14 protein-coding genes are annotated in these 13299 nt (G+C 72.9%); 8 read left to right on the top strand and 6 right to left on the bottom strand.

Features of this window, described 5'->3' with window-relative positions:
- The first annotated feature begins 31 nt into the window (after window positions 1-31).
- Window positions 32-3376 carry an AfsR/SARP family transcriptional regulator gene (locus tag G3I78_RS16705; RefSeq protein ID WP_164425078.1) on the top strand — a complete coding sequence of 1115 codons (3345 nt, stop codon included), beginning with the start codon at window positions 32-34 and terminating at the stop codon, window positions 3374-3376.
- Here G3I78_RS16705 and G3I78_RS16710 read toward each other — a convergent pair whose 3' ends face one another.
- Window positions 3377-5065, bottom strand: a complete 1689-nt coding sequence (locus G3I78_RS16710) for a bifunctional 3'-5' exonuclease/DNA polymerase (protein ID WP_164425080.1) — start codon at window positions 5063-5065, stop codon at window positions 3377-3379. It abuts the gene before it with no gap.
- Window positions 5066-5209: 144 nt separating this feature from the next.
- On the opposite strand from G3I78_RS16710, the gene G3I78_RS16715 reads away from it, so the two are divergent.
- On the top strand, window positions 5210-6430 hold the full coding sequence (locus G3I78_RS16715) for a DUF2786 domain-containing protein (RefSeq protein WP_164425083.1): 1221 nt from the start codon (window positions 5210-5212) through the stop codon (window positions 6428-6430).
- Here the strand turns inward: G3I78_RS16715 and G3I78_RS16720 are convergent.
- From G3I78_RS16720 to rpmB, 4 genes are all read right to left on the bottom strand, one after another.
- Window positions 6411-6926 carry a DUF4232 domain-containing protein gene (locus G3I78_RS16720; RefSeq protein WP_164425085.1) on the bottom strand — a complete coding sequence of 172 codons (516 nt, stop codon included), beginning with the start codon at window positions 6924-6926 and terminating at the stop codon, window positions 6411-6413. The genes G3I78_RS16715 and G3I78_RS16720 overlap by 20 nt on opposite strands.
- A 987-nt stretch (window positions 6927-7913) precedes the next feature.
- Complete coding sequence (locus G3I78_RS16725; protein WP_164425087.1) at window positions 7914-8420, bottom strand: hypothetical protein; 507 nt, start codon at window positions 8418-8420, stop codon at window positions 7914-7916.
- A 66-nt stretch (window positions 8421-8486) separates the two neighbouring features.
- Window positions 8487-8792 (bottom strand): 30S ribosomal protein S14, encoded by a 306-nt coding sequence (gene rpsN, locus G3I78_RS16730; protein WP_164425089.1) that lies wholly within the window; start codon window positions 8790-8792, stop codon window positions 8487-8489.
- A 39-nt stretch (window positions 8793-8831) separates the two neighbouring features.
- Window positions 8832-9068: a 50S ribosomal protein L28 gene (gene rpmB / locus G3I78_RS16735; protein WP_164425091.1), complete on the bottom strand. Its 237-nt coding sequence runs from the start codon at window positions 9066-9068 to the stop codon at window positions 8832-8834.
- A 62-nt stretch (window positions 9069-9130) separates the two neighbouring features.
- Here rpmB and rpmG point away from each other — a divergent pair, with 62 nt between their 5' ends.
- The 5 genes from rpmG to G3I78_RS16760 all read left to right on the top strand — a co-directional run bounded on the left by rpmG (window position 9131) and on the right by G3I78_RS16760 (window position 11443).
- Window positions 9131-9295 (top strand): 50S ribosomal protein L33, encoded by a 165-nt coding sequence (gene rpmG, locus G3I78_RS16740; RefSeq protein ID WP_015658813.1) that lies wholly within the window; start codon window positions 9131-9133, stop codon window positions 9293-9295.
- A gap of 5 nt (window positions 9296-9300) precedes the next feature.
- Window positions 9301-9549: a type B 50S ribosomal protein L31 gene (locus tag G3I78_RS16745; RefSeq protein WP_164425093.1), complete on the top strand. Its 249-nt coding sequence runs from the start codon at window positions 9301-9303 to the stop codon at window positions 9547-9549.
- The gene (locus tag G3I78_RS16750; protein WP_164425095.1) at window positions 9549-10727 is read left to right on the top strand and encodes a GTP-binding protein; all 1179 of its coding nucleotides are present in this window, start codon (window positions 9549-9551) and stop codon (window positions 10725-10727) included. The genes G3I78_RS16745 and G3I78_RS16750 overlap by 1 nt, the downstream gene beginning before the upstream one ends.
- Before the next feature lie 5 nt (window positions 10728-10732).
- Entirely contained in the window at window positions 10733-10966 is a 234-nt protein-coding gene (gene rpsR / locus G3I78_RS16755; RefSeq protein WP_164425097.1) for a 30S ribosomal protein S18, read from the top strand.
- A gap of 234 nt (window positions 10967-11200) precedes the next feature.
- Window positions 11201-11443, top strand: coding sequence for a DUF397 domain-containing protein (locus G3I78_RS16760; protein WP_031042736.1), 243 nt, complete (start codon window positions 11201-11203; stop codon window positions 11441-11443).
- Between the two features lie 90 nt (window positions 11444-11533).
- On the opposite strand, the gene G3I78_RS16765 is transcribed toward G3I78_RS16760, so the two are convergent.
- Window positions 11534-12058: an ATP-binding protein gene (locus tag G3I78_RS16765; RefSeq protein ID WP_239157842.1), complete on the bottom strand. Its 525-nt coding sequence runs from the start codon at window positions 12056-12058 to the stop codon at window positions 11534-11536.
- Between the two features lie 365 nt (window positions 12059-12423).
- On the opposite strand from G3I78_RS16765, the gene G3I78_RS16770 reads away from it, so the two are divergent.
- Window positions 12424-13248 carry a helix-turn-helix transcriptional regulator gene (locus G3I78_RS16770; protein ID WP_164425341.1) on the top strand — a complete coding sequence of 275 codons (825 nt, stop codon included), beginning with the start codon at window positions 12424-12426 and terminating at the stop codon, window positions 13246-13248.
- The last annotated feature ends 51 nt before the right edge of the window (window positions 13249-13299 follow it).

A 13299-nucleotide genomic window follows, 5' to 3' on the forward strand; every position in this document is an offset into this window, starting at 1 on the left:
GGGCGGAAATCCGCCAGAAGTGGGCGGCGTGATGGGGCGCGGATCGCAGTCGGGGCTGCGGTTCGGACTGCTCGGGCCGCCGATTCTGTACGACGGTGACGGCGACGCCGGTGTGCGGGTCGTCGGCAGCCGCAAGCTCCGGATCCTGCTGGCCGCGCTGCTCCTGGAGGCCGGGCGGGTGGTCTCCGCCGAGTCCCTCAAGGACGCCCTGTGGGGGAGCGCCCCGCCGGCGTCCGCGCAGGCCTCGCTGCACAACCACGTCTCCCGGCTGCGCAGGCTCCTCGACGACCCCGACCGGCTGCGGGCCGTCGGCCCCGGCTATGTGCTGCGGGTGGCGCCGGGCGAGCTGGACGTGCAGGTCTTCGAGGCCCGGGTCGCCGCCGCCCGCGCCGCGCACGCCGTCGCCGACTGGCCCGGGACCGTCCGCGCCTGCGCCTTCGCCCTCGCGCTGTGGCGGGGCGCGCCGCTCGGCGGAGTCCCCTCCGAACTCGCCGGATACGCCCTGGTGCAGCGCCTGGAGGAGGCCCGGCTGCTCCTTCTGGAGTGGCGCTACGACGCTGAGCTCGCCGTACCCGACACCCGCGCCGACGCCCTGGTCCCCGCGCTCTCCGCGCTCGCCGCCGAACACCCGCTGCGCGAGTCCTACCACCGCCAGCTGATGCTCGCCCTCCACCGCACGGGCCGCCAGGCCGAGGCCCTCGCGGTCCACCGCGACCTGCGCACCCGCCTCGTCGAGGAACTCGGCGTGGAGCCGGGGCCGGGCGTGCGGGAGGCGCATGTGGAGGTGCTGCGGGCGGGGTCGTCCACCGGCGGCGACAGGGACCGGCAGGACGAGGGTGGCGGTACGGGAACGGGGGGCGGGGTGGCACCGGCATCACGCCGCAGCGACCCCACTGGGGGACACCGGGCGGCCGGTCGCGGCGCCGCCGACGAGACGCCCGGGCCCCACCGCACCACCCCGCCCCGCTCATTTCCGGCCGACGCTACGCGCGAAGAACCCCCGCCGGCAGGGGAGTTGCCGCGCCATGCCCCCGAAGGACCGTCCTCCGCCGTCCCGTTGTCGTCGTCCGGCGCGGAAGGCCCGCCCTCCGGCACCCAGCCGCCGTCCCCCGAGGTCGAAGGCCCCGACTCCGACCCGACACCACCCACCCCCCTCCAGTACCCCCGCCCCGCCCAACTCCCGCCACCCCCCGGCCACTTCACCGGCCGCGTAGACACCCGCGAGGACCTCCGCCGCGCCCTCGCCCCCGGCGACCGGCCCGCCGTGGGGGTCGTCAGCGGCATGGCCGGCGTCGGCAAGAGCGCGCTCGCGCTGCATGTCGCCCATGGGATGCGGGAACGTTTTCCCGACGGGCAGCTCTACGTCCATCTCCAGGGCGCCAGCCCGGGCATGACCCCGCTCACCCCGTCCCAGGCGCTCACCGCCCTGCTCCGCGACCTCGGTGTCGACCCGCGCACCATCCCCGAACACCCGGACGCGGCAGCCGCGTTGCTCCGCTCCCTGCTCGCCCCCACCCGCACCCTGATGGTCCTGGACGACGCCGCGAGCGCCGCTCAGGTACGCCCCCTGCTGCCGGGCGGCCACGGCTGCGCCGTGATCGTCACCAGCCGCTCCCCGCTGACCGCCCTCGACGACGCCCACCGCTTCCCCCTCACCCCCCTCTCGGCCGAGGAGAGCGCCGACCTCCTCCAGGCGCTCTCGGGCAGGCCGGACCCGGCCGCACCGGGGACTCCCGGCACCGCCTCCGCTCCCGCGGACGCCCGCACCGCCGTAGACGCCACCCACCCCCTGATAGAACTCACCGGCCGCCTCCCCCTGGCCCTGCGGGTCGTGGCCGCCCGCCTGGCCGCCCGGCACGCCCTCACCCCCGACGTCCTCGCCGACCAACTCGCCGCCACCGAGGACCGTTTGCGGCACCTGGAGTACGACGACCTCTCCGTGCGCCGCTCCCTGGCCGTCGCCCACGACGCGCTCGCCGCGTCCGGGCGCCGCACCGACCGGGACGCCGCGCTCGCCCTGTGCCGCATCGGCGCCCTCGACCTGCCCGCGTACGGCGTCCCCCTGGTCGCCCGGCTGCTCGGCACCGACGAGTCCCGTGCCGAGGACGCCCTGGACCGGCTCGTCGACGTGGCCCTGCTGGAGGAGACGGCGTACGGCCGCTACGCCCCGCACGGCCTGGTCCGGGACTTCGCCCGCGAGCTGGCCGGCGCCCGGCACGCCCCGGACATCGCCCGCACCGCCCTGCGCTGGTACGCGGCCGTAGCCGAACGCGTCCTCACCGCGCTCGTCGAACCCGGTCCCGACCTGGACGACCGCCGCCGCCCGACCGCCGCGCAGCCGCCGGAGCACGCGGCGCACGTGCTGGCCATCCCGCCGTTCGAGTCCGCCGAGAGGGCCTTCGCCTGGGGCGAGTCGGAACTGGAGAACGTCGTCGCGCTGGCCGAACGGCACCTGGACACCCCCGACGAGCGCGCCGCCGCCCATGTCTCCACGCTGCTGCGCCTGCTCGCCCCGTTCCTCCGGCGCAGCGGCCGTGTCGCCGAGACCGAGACCCTCGGCCGGATTGCCCTCGCGGTGGCCCGGCGGCTCGGCGACGAGGCGGCCGAGGCGTGCGCCCTCACCGACCTCGCCGGCCTGCACCTCCTGACCGGCCGGCCCGGCGACGCCCTGGCCCTCACCGACCGCGCCCTGACGATCTGGCGGCGGCTCGGCGAGGTCTCCCGGACCCGGCGCTGCCTCGACGACCGGGGCCTGCTCCTCGAAGTGCTGGGCCGCTACGCCGAGTCGGCCGAGGCCCTGCGCCAGAGCCTCGCCCACTCCAGGGAGCTGAACGACCCCCACGGCGAGGCCGTGACCCGCGGCCACCTAGGAGACCTCTACGAGCACACCGACCCACGCGCCGCCCTCGCACAGCACCGCCGCTCGCTGGCCATCGGCGAGGACACCGGCAGCACGGCCGTCCGGCACACGGCACACTCCGGCATCGGCCGCGCCCACCTCACCCTCGGCGAACCGGCCGCCGCAGTCCCGCACTTCGAGACGAGCCTGCGTCTCCTCGACGACCTCGCCGACTGGCCCAGCGAGTCCCGGACCCGTCTCCACCTGGTCCGCGCCCTGCGCCTGCTGGGCCATGCCGACCGAGCCGACGCCGAGTGCACGGAGCTGCTGCGCCGCGCGGACGCCCGCACCGACCGCCGCACCGGCGCCCTCGCCCGCCACCAGCACGGTCTCCTGCTGCGCGAGCGGGGCCGGACGGAGGAGGCGTACGAGCAGTGGCGGGCCGCCCTCGACGCGCTGGAGGGTACGGACGAGCAGGCGGTCCGGCACGAACTCCGGGAGCTGCTGGGCGAGTCGGACCCGGGGGACCCGCGCTGATCACTTGGCGTCGGCATAGCACTCCACCACCGCCGTCGTGAACGGGAACCGCACCGGCGTCGCCCCGAACGTCAGCCGCCCCGCCAGGTCCGACGCCTCCCGGATCGCCGCCACCACCGCCTCGGCCTCCTCCTCGGGACAGTGCACGATCACCTCGTCGTGCTGGAAGAAGACCAGCTCGGCCGCCATCCCCGCACAGGCCTGGCGCAGCGCGGCAAGCAGCAGCAGGGCCCAGTCGGCGGCACTGCCCTGCACGACGAAGTTGCGGGCGAAACGGCCCCGGGCACGGGAGTTGGTGGACGCGTAGCCCGGCATCCAGCCCTCCTCGGCGGGCTGTCCGGACGGCTCGTCCTGCGGGATGCCGGCCTCCTCCCCGGCGTCACCGGCCCCGGCCGCAGGCGGGCACGTCCGCCCCAGCCAGGTCCGCACCAGCCGGCCCTCCTCGCCCGCGCGGGCCGCGTCGTCGACGTAGGCCACCGCCTTGGGGAAGCGGCGTCGGAGCGCGGCGAGGTTCTTCAGCCCGTCGCCCGAGGTCTGGCCGTAGACCGCGCCGAGCACGGCGAGCTTGGCCTGGTCGCGGTCGCCGGAGAAGGCCCGGTCGGAGACGGACTGGTACAGGTCGGTCGCCCGGCCCGCCACCTCCATCAGCCCGGGGTCGCGGGAGATCGCGGCGAGGACGCGCGGCTCCATCTGGTCGGCGTCGGCGACGACCAGCCGCCAGCCCGGGTCGGCGACCACGGCGCGGCGGATCACCTTGGGGATCTGAAGGGCGCCCCCGCCGTTGGTGACCCAGCGGCCGGTGACGGTCCCGCCCGCCTGGAACTCGGGCCGGAACCGGCCGTCCCGCACCCAGTCCTGGAGCCAGGACCAGCCGTGGGCGACCCAGATGCGGTACAGCTTCTTGTACTCGATCAGCGGCTTCACGGCCGGGTGGTCGACGGACTCGATCTCCCAGCGCCGGGTCGAGCGCACCTTGATCCCGGCCTGCGCGAACGCCTTGACGACATCGGCCGGCAGATCGGGCCGCACCCGGCGCCCGAAGGCCCCGGACACCTCGTCGGCGAGCTCGGCCAGCCGCCGGGGCTCACCGCCGCCGGCATACCGCTCGCCGAGCAGTTCGTGCAGCACCCGGCGGTGGGTCTCGGCGCTCCACGGCAGCCCGGCGCGGTTCATCTCGGCGGCCACCAGCATCCCCGCCGACTCCGCCGCGGTCAGCAGCCGCATCCGGTCGGGGTGCGCGGTGGTGTCGTGCCGGCGCAGCTGGTCGGCGTAGACCTCGACGAGGTCGGTCAGCGGGAGGTGGACGCTCTGCGGCTCGAAGAGGGAGGACTGCGAGCCCGGTTCGGCCGAGCGCTGGGGCGGGTCGGGCGGTACCGGGCCGCCGCGGAGCCGGGCCAGGGCGGCGGCGGCCGAGCGGGGTTCGCCGTACCTCCCCGCGTGGCCGAGCAGCAGGGTCTCGGCGTCCTCGACGTCGTAGCACCGCTCCACCCGCACCCCCGCGGCGAGCAGTCGCGGATAGACCTCGGCGGTGGACCGCCACACCCACCGCGCCACCTCGGGCCGCCCCCGCACGGCCTCCCCGAGGTCCCGCTCCCGCCTGACCGGCCCGGCGGGCAGCCCGTCCGGACCGAGGGGGGCGAGCTCCACGCCACCGTCCTCGGCCGGAGCGAGCGCCCAGCGATCGGTCATGTCTGCGAGTGTCGCAGGAGGGTCTGACAACGGACCTTCCGGACACAGCGAGACGCGGCCGGACGCAGTCAGGCTCCGCCGGACGCCGCCGGAGGGGACCGGCCCTCCCTGCGCTCGTCTCACCGGGAGTGAGACGATCCCCCGGTGAGCAGCAGCGGACACAACGGCAGGGACGGCGGCACAGGCGGCCCCACAGGCGACGGCCCGCACCCCGCCACCACCGTCGACCGCGCCTTCCGCACCGCCCTCTACGCCGACGACGACACCGCACTCGACACCGGCGCCTCCCTCCTCGCCTCCGACCCCGCGTCGGACACCGAACTGGCCCGGCGCGGCAGGGAGTTCGTGGCCCAGGCCTGGCGGCGCGGCTGGCAGCCCGCCGACGTCGTACGGATCGTGCGGCGCGAGCTGGACGACGTACACGTACGCGTGGCCGCCGCCCTGATCCGCGCCCAGGCCCCGGACGACCGCCCGCGCGGCCACCGCTGGGCCGCCCAGCTGGCCGAGCTGGCCCAGCCGGACGAGACCGACGACAGCGCGGGCCGCCCCGCCCGCGCCGACCGCTTCACGCACGCGACCGCCGTACTGGAGCTGTACCGCCTGCTGCTGCGCCTGCCCGCGCTGGAACCGCTGGACGATCCCCGGCACGGGCACAAGGCACAGCAGGAAGGGCACCGCAAAGGCGACTCCCGCATGCTCACCCGCATCCGCGCCCTCCTCGCCAAGGCGGAGGCGACCGACTATCCGGCGGAGGCGGAGGCGCTCACCGAGAGGGCGCAGCAGCTGATGGCCCGGCACAGTGTCGACGAGGCGCTGCTGGACGCGCGGGCGCCCTCGAAGGACGCTCCGGGTGCTTGCCGGATCGGGGTCGAGCCGCCGTACGAGCAGGCCAAGGCGGTGCTGCTGGACGCGGTCGCGACGGCCAACCACTGCCGGGCGGTGTGGAACGAACCGTTCGGCTTCTCCACGGTCGTCGGATTCGAGGCCGACCTGGAGGTGGTCGAACTCCTGTACACCTCGCTGCTGGTGCAGGCGCAGTCCGCGATGGCGAAGGCGGAGGCGGCCCAGCGCGCGGGTGGCCGCAAGCGCACCAAGACCTTCCGGCAGTCCTTCCTCGCGGCCTACGCCCACCGCGTCGGCGACCGTCTGCGGGCCGCCGCCGAGACCCCGGTGACCGACGATCTGCTCCCGGTCCTCGCCTCCCGTGCGGTCGCGGTCACCGACCACACGGACCGCATGTTCCCGCGGACCACGACGACCCGGCTGCGGGGCGTCAGCGACGAGGCGGGCTGGACGGAGGGCGCGGAGGCGGCCGACCGGGCGCAGGTCGCGAACCGCCCCCGGCTCAGTCGCCGGCCTGAGTGAAGGCGCTGACCGAGGCCTTGAGGTCACCGGGGTTGTCCCCGGCCTGGACCGGGCCGTACGGCCACTTGTAGCTCCGCTGGTCGGGGGCGCCCGGCAGGCTGATCTTCAGCGTCTTGACGTCCATCACATCCGAGCCGCCCGTCTTCCCGCGCTCGTAGGTGATCGTGAAGGTGGCGGTGTCGCCCTTGGCCAGGGTCAGTTTCTGCGACTTGGCGCCCGCCGTCGGCTGGAGGTTCGTCGACTCGTCCGCGGCGTACAGGTCGATGCCCGGGAAGCCCTCCAGCGTGCAGGGGGCGCTCGGGTTGGTGAGCGTGACGGGCACGTCACCGGTGTCCCCGGCGGCCGGCGCCACATTGGCGGGACCGACCTCCATGTGCAGCACCCCGATCTTGCAGCCCTTGCCACCCCCGCCGGAGGCCTTGTCACCCCCGTCGTCACAGGCGGTCAGAAGCAGAGCGGCGGCGAGGGCGGTGACGGCGAGGGGGGCGGCGCGCATGTGAAGTCCTCTGATGTGAGCGATCCGGTGCATGGATCATCACCCATGAAGTGCCCCCACGGTCGCCCACCCCCACCGAAGTCCCCGCCACGCCCCCAGGTCCAACGAAGCCTCCACTACGGCTTCAGGCCCGACGAAGCCTCCACTACGGCTTCAGGCCCGACGAAGCCTCCACTACGGCTTCAGGCCCAACGAAGCCTCCACTACGCCCCGAGGCCCGCCGAGTCTCTCCGCTATGCCCCGGGACCCGCCGAAGCCTTCGCGACGCCCCGCGGCCTGCCGAATCTCCCCGCCAAGCCCCGGAGCCGGCCAGAGCCCTCTGCCACGCCCCAGTTCCACCGAAGCCTTCGCTGCGACCCGAAGCCCGCTGAAACTCTTCGCCACGCCCCTGTGGCTCGCCGATTCTCTCTGCTATGCCCGGGGCTCGCCGAGGCCTTCGTGACGACCCGCGGTCTGCCGAAGCTTTCCGCCAAGCCCCGGGGCCGACGGAAGCCTTCGCTACGATCCGAAGCCCGCTGAAACTCTTCGCACGCCCCCGTGGCTCGCCGAATCTCTCCGCCAAGCCCGAGGCTCGCCGAAGCCTTCGCGACGACTCGCGGTCTGCCGATTCTCTCCGCCAAGCCCCGGGGCCGGCCGGAGCCTTCCGCCACGCTCCCAGGTCCGCCGAAGCCTTCGCGCTACGCCCCGAAGCCCGCTGAAACTCTTCGCCACGCTCCCGTGGCTCGCCGAATCTCTCCGCTAAGCCCCGGGTCCCGCCGGAGCCTTGGGTCATGCTCCCAGGTCCGCCGAAGCCTTCGCGACGCCCCGCGGCCCGCCGAATCTCCCCGCCAAGTCCCGGGGCCCGCCGGAGCCTTCCACCACGCTCCCCCGGGTCCACCGAAGCCTTCGCGACGACCCGAGGCCCGCCGAAACTCTCCGCCACGCCCCGACGCCCGCCGAAGCCCGCCCCCTACCCCCGAGGCCCCCGCTAAGACCCCCACCCCCCCGCTAAGACCCCAACCCCACCGTAGGCAACCCACTCGGCAACTGCCCGCCCTCAGACCGTGTGAACGTCTCGGTGCCGAGACCACCCGTCCACTTCACCTTCAGCGTGGTCTTGTCCACCGACTCGACGGCCCCGTCGGCCCGGTCCTTGCTGCCGTCCGTGCACTTGAGGCGGATGGTGTCCGTGCTCGCGCTGCCGGTGCACACCGAGCCGCCGGTGGCGAAGAGGGCGGCGCGGTCGCCGTTGACGACCAGCGCCACCGCCTTGCCCTCGGTGGTGGCGAGCCAGCTGCCCGCCACCTCACCGGCCGCTCCCGACGCCGTACCACCACTCGTGGAGGAGGAGGCGGACGCGCTGGAGCTGGGCGACGAGGTGTCGTCGGAGTTGTCGGAGTCCCCGCCACCACTGCACGCGCTCAACGCCAGCACACCCACGAGCCCCACGGCGGCGAGCCCCGCCCGCCGACGGGACACCGTGTGCGAGAAGCGCGAGAGGATCGCCGAATTCACCGGAAGCTCCAAGCTGTAGCGGACGGGCGAACGATCGCAGCAAGCTATCAGGGCCCGCCGTGAGACCTACCAGGAAGACTTGCGAACACCTGGCAGATATCCCGCGTGCGCCTGCTCCCGCAGACCGACCCGGGAGAGTCCGAAGGCCCGGAAGTAGCCGCGCGGGCGCCCGTCCACCTGGTCCCGGTTACGCACGCGCGTGGCGCTCGCGTCCCGCGGCTGGCGCCGCAACTCCCGCTGTGCCGCGAGCCGTTCCTCCTCTGTCGAGGACGGCCGGCGGATGATCTCCTTCAGCTCGGCCCGCCGCTCGGCGTACCGCGCGACGACCTCCTGGCGCTGCTCGTTCCTCGCGATCTTGCTCTTCTTCGCCATACCCGTTTCTCCCTTTTGTTCCTTTTCTCCCTCGAATCCTCAGACCCGCACACCGCGCGCGCGGATCCGCGCCACGGCCGCCTCGACGCCGATCGAGTCGACGGTCTTGATGCCCTTCGTGCTCAGCCGCAGCCGCACATGGCGGCCCTCGCTGGGCAACCAGTAGCGCTTGGACTGGATGTTGGGGTCGAAGCGGCGCGAAGTACGCCGGTGGGAGTGGGAGATGCGGTTGCCGAAGCCCGGCTGGGCCCCGGTCAGCATGCAGTGGGCGGACACAGGTGATGCACCTCTCTCGAAGCGGGTGTGTAAATGGAATTCATTTTCAGTAAGATAGCAGCATGGCACGCAACGAACTCCGTCCGGTCATCAAGCTCCGGTCCACCGCAGGGACCGGCTTCACCTACGTGACCCGCAAGAACCGCCGCAACGACCCGGACCGTATGACCCTGCGGAAGTACGACCCGGTCGCCGGCCGCCACGTCGACTTCCGAGAGGAGCGCTGACCCTCATGCGCCAGGGAATCCACCCCGCCTACGGCCCCGTCGTCTTCCGTGACCGTGCCGCGAACTACGCCTTCCTGACCCGCTCGACCATGACGAGCGAGAAGACGGTCGAGTGGGAGGACGGCCACACCTACCCGGTCGTGGACGTCGAGATCTCGAACGTCAGCCACCCCTTCTACACGGGTACCGCGCGCGTGCTGGACACCGCCGGACGCGTGGAGCGCTTCGAGCGCCGGTACGGAAAGAAGGGCTGATGCTCTCCGTCGTGATCGTCGGCGGGCTGCACGCCGACGCCCGCAGAGCGGCCGTCGAACGGCTCCTCGTCGACGTGCCGGGCAGTGTCGTCCTCCACCACGACCTGGCGACGGCCGCGGCCGGCACCGTCGTACGGACGATCCGCGACGCCACCGGCACGTTGTCCGCGGGCGAGACGCCCCTGGTCAACGACTGCGCCTGCTGCGCGCTCCGGGAGGACCTGGTCCCGGAGCTGCGCCGGCTGGACGAGGCCGGGACGCTCCGCCTCGCGGTCGTCGAACTGTGGGACTCCGTCGAGCCCAAGGCCATGGCCGAGGTCGTCGCCGCCGGCGGGCTCACCGTCACCGGCGTGATCACCGCCGTAGACCCGGCGCTCGTGCTGCCGTACCTCGGCAACGGCGACGACCTCGCCGAGCGCGGCCTGGCCGCCGCGGCCACCGACCAGCGCACGGTCGCGGACACCTTCGCGCGCCAGCTGGAGTACGCCCCCGTCCTCGCCGTCCTCGACTCCCCGGAGGCAGACGAGGAGGACCGCGAGCTGCTCGCGCAGCTCCATCCGACCGCCCGCCAGGTCCCGATCGCGGGCGGCCACCCGACGGACCTGGCGGGCTCGCGCTATCCCCTACGGCCCTCCGCGCACGCGCCGCTGGCCCGGGCCGCCCTCGCCGGCTTCGACGTGGACTCCGCGGCGGCGGCCCAGCACCCGGCCTGCGCCCTGCTCCCCACCGAGGCCGACGCGCACGGCGTCTCCACCCTGGTCTGGCACCGCCGCCGCCCCTTCCACCCGGAGCGGCTCTACGACGCGCTGGAGGACATCACCTGCGCGGCCGCCCGCAGCCGGGGCCGGTTCTGGCTCGCCGACAAGCCGGACGTGCTGCTGCACTGGGACGCGGCCGGCGGCGCCCTGTGCGTGGAGAGCGCGGGGCCCTGGCTCGCGTCCCTGCCGGACGCGGCCTGGGACATGGTCCCGCCGGTGCGCCGGGCCGCCGCCGCCATGGACTGGCACGCCGAGCACGGCGACTGCTGCCAGCACCTCGTCTTCACCTCGCCCGGCCTCGACCGCGACGGGCTCGAACGGCTCCTGGAGTCCTGCCTGTTGACCGACGCCGAGTACGCCGCCGGGCGCGACGCCTGGAAGCGGTTGCCGCCCGCCTTCGACACCCTCCTGGAGGTCTGACCCGTATGCCCCGCAAGCCCGAGCGCAAGCCCGCCAAGAACCGGCCCAACCCGCTGGACCAGGCCAAGATCACCTACATCGACTACAAGGACACCGATCTGCTGCGCAGGTTCATCTCCGACCGCGGCAAGATCCGCAGCCGCCGGGTCACCCGGGTCACGGCCCAGCAGCAGCGCATGCTGGCGCGGGCGATCAAGAACGCGCGCGAGATGGCGTTGCTGCCGTACAGCTCCCGCTGAACGCGATCGACTGGAACACCGAGGGCGCGCCATGCGTCTCTTCCTGTACACGGGGGACCCGGTCCCGGGTGCTGGAACGGATGGCGCGCCCCACACGTCACATCTGTAACCGCAGGACCACCCCGCGTGCACGTGCATCTGCTCATGCATCTGCACGTGAACAGAGCTATGATCCGGACCAGTTGACCACTGCATCACTGGCCACAAGGCCACCGCACCACCGGGGAGCGACCTGTGGACCTCGACGTGTACAACGGCATGACGGCCACGGATCTGCGCGGGGTGGCCTGGCAGAAGAGCAGGCACAGCAACTCGCAGGGTTCCTGTGTGGAGTTCGCCCGTCTCCCGGACGGCGGGGTGGCCGTGCGCAACTCCCGCTTCCCCGACGGTCCCGCGCTCGTCTACACGCGCGCGGAGATCGAGGCGATGCTCCTGGGCATCAAGGACGGCGAGTTCGACCACCTGATCGCGGGATGACCCCCACCGCTCGCGTGTGACCGACGGTAACCGCTTGCTCCCCGGGCGTAACGCGCGTAGAACCGCGGCGTCGAAAAACGCCGCGGCACATCACTCGCCCGAACCGCCCGAACCACCCGTGCCGTTCACCGAACCGCCCGCCGGGTGCGGCTGAAGCCGGAACAGCGCCCAGACGACCTTCCCGCCGAGCGTGCCCGCCATCGGGTGCCAGCCCCAGCCGTCGCTGAAGGAGTCGACGAGGAACAGCCCGCGCCCCGACTCCGCCGAGAAGTCGTCCGAGTCGCGCGCGACCGGACTGTCCTGGCTGGGGTCGCGCACCGCGCACACCAGCCGCTCCGTCCACCGCATCAGATGCAGCCGCACGGGCGGGTTGTGCTCGCCCGCGCGCGTGCTGTTGGCCGGCATCGCGTGCCGCAGGGCGTTGGTGACGAGTTCGGAGACGACCAGGCAGACGTCGTCGAAGCGGTCGCCCAGCTCCCACTGGTCCAGCGTTCTGCGGGTGAACCTCCGTGCGTCGCCCACCGCTTCGTAGCGGGCGGGCAGGGAGCAGGAGGCGGCATCGGACACGGCCGCGGGATCCAGCGGCGGAAGGCCCTGCCGTAACGGCTCGAGCATGGTCGATCCATTCGTCCCCATGCGAGGCACTCCCGGGAATTCGCGGTCGTTGCGATGCAGCGGTTGCGCGGGACCATGGTTTCGGATGCGCGGTGCAGATGCAAGGTGCAGATGCACGTGCAGTTGACCGAATTGGACCCTCCCGTACCGCTTGTTGGCCATTTTTTCCGCCATCTTCTCTACGGTTCCTTGTCCCTTCCTCCTCTCTTCCTGTCCCAGGTCTGTGCAGAATCTCTGGCTAATTGCCATCTCTGTAATCGGACGAGTACTGCTCGGAGTGTTTTAGTGGCAGACTTCGGCCCCTGAAGACGTTGGGGAGGCTGGCGAACGTGAGCGCGGGAGAGCCCGGATCGGTGGTGCGGCGGATGCTGCTCGGCTCGCAACTCAGGCGGCTGCGTGAGGCGCGGAACATCACGCGCGAGGCGGCGGGCTACTCGATCCGCGCCTCCGAGTCGAAGATCAGCCGGATGGAACTGGGCCGGGTGAGCTTCAAGACGCGTGACGTGGAGGACCTGCTGACGCTCTACGGCATCACGGACGAGCAGGAGCGGGCCTCGCTCCTGTCCCTCGCCCGGGAGGCCAACGTCGCGGGCTGGTGGCACAGTTACTCCGACGTCCTGCCGAGCTGGTTCCCCACCTATGTGGGCCTGGAGGGCGCCGCCTCCCTGATCCGCGCCTACGAAGTGCAGTTCATCCACGGACTGTTGCAGACCGAGGCGTATGCACGTGCAGTCGTCCGGCGCGGCATGAAGGGCGCGAGCGAGGCGGACGTCGAGAAGCGCGTGGCGCTGCGCCTGGAGCGGCAGAAGCACCTGACGGACGACGGCGGCCCCGAGTTCCACGTGGTCCTCGACGAGGCGTCCCTGCGCCGCCCCTACGGCGACCGCGAGGTGATGCGCGGCCAGCTCCAGCACCTCATCGAGATCTCCGAACACCCCAACGTACGGCTCCAGATCATGCCGTTCGGCTTCGGCGGCCACTCCGGCGAGAGCGGCGCGTTCACCATCCTCAGCTTCACCGAGTCCGACCTGACCGACGTGGTCTACCTGGAGCAGCTCACCAGCGCGCTCTACCTGGACAAGCGCGAGGACGTCACGCAGTACGAGAAGGCGCTCAAGGAGCTCCAGCAGGACAGCCCGGGGCTCGACGAGAGCCGGGATCTTCTACGAGGTCTCCTCCAACTCTCCTAGGGTTCTCCCCAGAAGATTGCTCAGCGTGCCCAACTGGCGTGCCGCGCAAGT

This window comes from Streptomyces sp. SID13726, from assembly GCF_010548375.1.
Taxonomy (GTDB): Bacteria; Actinomycetota; Actinomycetes; order Streptomycetales; family Streptomycetaceae; genus Streptomyces.